Raw genomic sequence first — 4136 nt, 5'->3', positions numbered from 1 at the left:
TCCATCACTACCTCGGTCACTTGAGCCATAAAACTGTCCGAGCGTTTGGGCGGCAGACTCCGCAGTTGCCCATATGGCCGACCTTCGGCCATCAAGTTTGCGGTTGAAAAAGCAAAGCAGTACGGAATTTGAATCCCTTGCCCAGAGCTATCGTGGAAGTATAGTTCGCCTCGCCATATCGCCGATATCAACTTGTTGGCTCGGTGAAGGCCGAAACGTTTTTTGCTGTACCTCCACAGAAGATAGTATCCTTCCAACTTCAAGATGCCTTTGGTGACCTCAGCCTGATAGTTGTTAGCGGAAAGTTCCTCATTGGAGTTGGCGTTCTGATCAACACTGGCATCGGCCAACCGCTTGGTAAAATAGTCGTGAGACATTTGCCCCACATCCACTTTGTTTGGGCTGATTCCTTCCAGTTCCAACATCTTCAGTCCAACGGGATCTTTGGCGAACTTCTGATAGAGCGTATCGAACCCCGGTTCAAACGTCAGTGATATTTTCAAGCCACCTTCTCCTTCCGCCGGTCAAGTACGATTTGATTGGAACTGGCCGGGAACCCGCCAGTGTATAAGTCCTGACGGTATTCCCCGGCAATGATGACGTCACATAAGTCGATAATATCGTCGGAAATCGTGAGGATGTAGTAGCCAGTGTATAGCCATGCACTCAACCCGATGGATCTCACTGCCGCCAACAAGGCCTTCAACGCAACAGGCTGTTCTAGAGGCTCCCCGCCGACAAAGACCACCGCATCATAGAATCGCTGATTGGCTTGGATTCGTTGGATAATCTCATCGGTATCCACTTCTTCCCCGCCGTCAAATGATTGCAGCTCAGGATTGTGGCAGCCGGGACACCGCCGATGGCATCCTTGAAAAAAGATGCTGAAAGCGATGCCGTCTGTATCCGATGTGTTAAAGTCATTGAATCCAGCAATCCGGACTTTGGGCATCAAGCCACCTCCGATACGCTGTCCGCCGTCACTTTCCACTTCCGAAACCCCTGCCTGTCCACCCATACCCAGAACTCAAAGTCAATCACTTCATCAATGTCATGTTCTTTAATGGTCGATTGAATCTCAGCGATTTCTTTTCGATAGGCCGCCATGGAGAGCCGTTTGGTTCGCTTGGACTGTACCGCCAAGATGCGACGGCGGCTGATACCCAGTACATCCACCTTGGAGTGTGAACCCGCAGACCTCACCACTAAGAACCCTCGCTCGGCCAACTCATGAACAATCTTCCGTTCAATTTCATAGCCTCGCTGATAATTCGTGCGCCCCATTATGCCGCCACCTGTGCCTTTACCCGATGACAATGGGGCTTATAGAGGCAGAAGAAACATTTTTCCACCATGGCCCGAGGCAGTTCATTGGTGTAGCACATACCGGCCACGTCTGCGAATTTATCCAACAGTCGATTGCGATCTTCATCCGTTACCCTCATATAAAAGGCTCGCATGTCCGGCTTGGCTTCCGCCCCTTTGGTCCAGCTGTCTTTGGCGAGGGATTCATACACAATGAGGAACTCATCGAGGCCGAACAAAAGCGAGTAGGCGATACACTGTTCTTTGTGATCCGCTTGGGCATCTTTCATCTTGTACTCCCCGATAACGCCAAGGGTGGTTGACTTGGTCTTAAACTCCAGTCCAATCTTGCTTCCATCTGGTTGGTACATTAAAACTCCATCCATCATGCCGTACAGTTGGAACCGTTGGCCGTTACGCTCAAACTGCCTGACCTGCCGAATATTCTTTTCCCATGCTGGTCGATTGGTGGTTTTCGTCCGCACCACCGTAAACTTCGGCCCATCCAAGTGGGTCTCGGCATACAGCAAATCTCGCTGCATGGCCCGGTGTACCGCTGAGCCGTTGCGGGACCATCTCCGTTGATAAGGAAAACGGTCGACAAAAGAGGCTTCCACTTTCTTAACTTTGAAATAAAGTTCCCGTTCACATTTATAGGCCGATGAAGGCGAGAAAGTAATAACTCCTTTTTTGAACCCTAACTTGCTCGTATCGCTATTCAAACCATCCAACTCATCCATCAGAAGATACTTTTCGATCTCATCATCGTTCGGCTCCTGAATCGAATGAATCGCATCGAAGTGATTGAGGATAGCCTTGGTCAACTCTAGACCGCGATCGTTAGCATCCGATAAAACTTCCTGCCGGAGTTCCTTTGCTCCAACCCGATTAACTAAGCTGCTAATGCAAACCACTCCCCTTTCTTTACCCCTTCGCCCCATCGTTGCATGATTTCGGTATCGACGACGAGAGGTACGGCCAAAGAAGCCGCCGATGTCATACAAGCCTCGATTTCCTTCACATCACACTCGGTAACGCTATCATCCACTAGCATCAATGCCTCGTCATGAACCGTGCCGCACAGTGACCAGCCTCTCGCTAAGCAATACTGTTGTAAATTCAGCATGGCTCGCTTCATGATATCGGCGGCAGTTCCTTGGATAACAGCGTTGACACTCTGCCTCCGAGCCGATTCTACATCTCCCTTGACATCGTAAAATTTCCGTTTGAGGTCACGAGGGATATCTTTGTTGCGCCAGACGTTCAGTGGTAGTTTATCTACTCCGAGAATCTCACAGATTTGTTTTGCCAGGGAATCATAGACCTTTGCTTTTTGGCGATGACCAGGGAATCGGCGTTTTCTTCCGTACAGGGTTTCCACGTACTCGTTTTCCTTAACAAACTCATGTGTATCTTTAATGAAGGAATGGACTTGAGGGTAGGTTCTAAAAAAGTCGCCAATGAACTGCTGCGCCTCTTCCACGGTAATCTCAAGCTGATTTGATAGCGTGTGCATACTGGTGCCATACATCACCGCGAGAAGCCCAACCTTCATCATTTTCCGATACTTCGACCCATCACCGCACTCTTCAATGGGCCTCTTGAATACCCGGCTGGCCAGAGTCCGCCAACGGTATTGGGCTTGAAGTGACTGGCCGCGAACCTTTTGAAATTTGCTATGTCCAGTTGTGTGGCCATCTGCGGAAAAGCAGCCCCCCCGGTGGGGGTGGGGGCGGGGTGCTCCCTCTCATACCACCGGGTGAACCTCGCCCAACTGTCCTGATAGGAGCGCAGGGTAGTTGGGCTTTTGCCATGCCGACGCAGTTCTTCGATGAATGCTGCGATCATAATGTTCTCCTTGCATAGACGCTGAGTATTTTGGCTGTTATCCCAACGAAGGATTGGGCTTTGTGGGTCACAGCTTATCTCTACCCAGCAACTAATGCAAGAATAGACGATGAGTTTACATCTCGGCCAATAGTTTCTTGAGGTTGTCGATTTCCGCTTCGATGGCCTCGTTGGACCGGTTATCCTCGACCTTCGCCTCGATTTTTTGGACTTCGGTCAAACGGCCCTGGTTCTTCATGACCAGTTCGATGGCTTTTAGTTTGTTCTTTTCGCTTTGGCTACCACGGGCAATGGTTTTTAGGCTGTTATAGGCTTCGGCCAGGAAGTCCTTCATGGTTAACTCGGCCACTTCATTCTGATACGCGATAAAGTCGGGGTCTTGCTTCCATCGGTATAACGTCCGTTCAGCGATACCGGCCTCTTCAGCAATTTGGGCCAACGTCATTTTGTGGACGTCATTGGTGGCGAGTATTTCCGCAGCGAGTCTCTGCGAGCCGTTCAACGCATACTTCTTGGATTGCTCTGACATTGATGCAGTCATCCCTTCTATCCTTCAAAATTAGAACTTACTGCTAAGTTTGATAAATAATGATTGTTAACTAAATTCGTCATAATTAATAAACAGCGTATCCCAGTACACCACACGTCAATCACCCGCCCCCTCGCTTTAACCCTCGCGGCATTACAGCTAAACACCCACCAAATCAAAAAGCCCAGGCCAATTACGGTCTGGGCTGTGAATACGACATCCATCTGAATTTGTAACAGGTGATTTACAGGAATGACCACCAGCATCCCTATATTTCATCGCCGCCGCCGGGTTGGTATGATGAATGGGGTTGGACTGGTCTTTGATAACTGCATATGGGTTAAGACTGTGGGAATAGTGGTGGGTTAACGGTATAACGCGTTTTCAACACCCCTACCGTAAGTAAAAAAAGAATTTTGGCCTAATGGAATTTTTTGCAATTTAAAGGATTATG

Annotated in this window: 7 protein-coding genes; all 7 read right to left on the bottom strand. The window is 49.3% G+C overall.

Annotated elements, in window-relative coordinates:
- A partial coding sequence (nrdD, locus tag H1S01_RS19665; RefSeq protein WP_279287050.1) for an anaerobic ribonucleoside-triphosphate reductase occupies positions 1–503 on the bottom strand: 503 nt, incomplete at its 3' end.
- On the bottom strand, positions 500–991 hold the full coding sequence (locus H1S01_RS19660; protein WP_341479147.1) for a 4Fe-4S single cluster domain-containing protein: 492 nt from the start codon (positions 989–991) through the stop codon (positions 500–502). The genes H1S01_RS19660 and nrdD, both read right to left, overlap by 4 nt.
- The gene (locus tag H1S01_RS19655; RefSeq protein ID WP_188042081.1) at positions 952–1284 is read right to left on the bottom strand and encodes a PDDEXK family nuclease; all 333 of its coding nucleotides are present in this window, start codon (positions 1282–1284) and stop codon (positions 952–954) included. Before H1S01_RS19655 ends, H1S01_RS19660 begins: the two co-directional genes overlap by 40 nt.
- Entirely contained in the window at positions 1284–2219 is a 936-nt protein-coding gene (locus H1S01_RS19650; RefSeq protein WP_188042080.1) for a hypothetical protein, read from the bottom strand. Before H1S01_RS19650 ends, H1S01_RS19655 begins: the two co-directional genes overlap by 1 nt.
- Positions 2198–2899: a DNA polymerase gene (locus H1S01_RS19645; RefSeq protein ID WP_341479148.1), complete on the bottom strand. Its 702-nt coding sequence runs from the start codon at positions 2897–2899 to the stop codon at positions 2198–2200. Before H1S01_RS19645 ends, H1S01_RS19650 begins: the two co-directional genes overlap by 22 nt.
- Positions 2860–3153, bottom strand: coding sequence for a hypothetical protein (locus tag H1S01_RS19640; RefSeq protein WP_188042079.1), 294 nt, complete (start codon positions 3151–3153; stop codon positions 2860–2862). The genes H1S01_RS19645 and H1S01_RS19640 overlap by 40 nt, the downstream gene beginning before the upstream one ends.
- A 115-nt stretch (positions 3154–3268) precedes the next feature.
- Positions 3269–3682: a phBC6A51 family helix-turn-helix protein gene (locus tag H1S01_RS19635; RefSeq protein ID WP_188042078.1), complete on the bottom strand. Its 414-nt coding sequence runs from the start codon at positions 3680–3682 to the stop codon at positions 3269–3271.
- Positions 3683–4136: the final 454 nt, after the last annotated feature.

The organism is Heliobacterium chlorum, assembly GCF_014502795.1.
In the GTDB taxonomy this organism is placed as follows: domain Bacteria; phylum Bacillota; class Desulfitobacteriia; order Heliobacteriales; family Heliobacteriaceae; genus Heliobacterium; species Heliobacterium chlorum.
The sequence above is the reverse complement of the archived record's forward strand: the minus strand, read 5'-3'. Positions and strand labels throughout refer to the sequence as shown.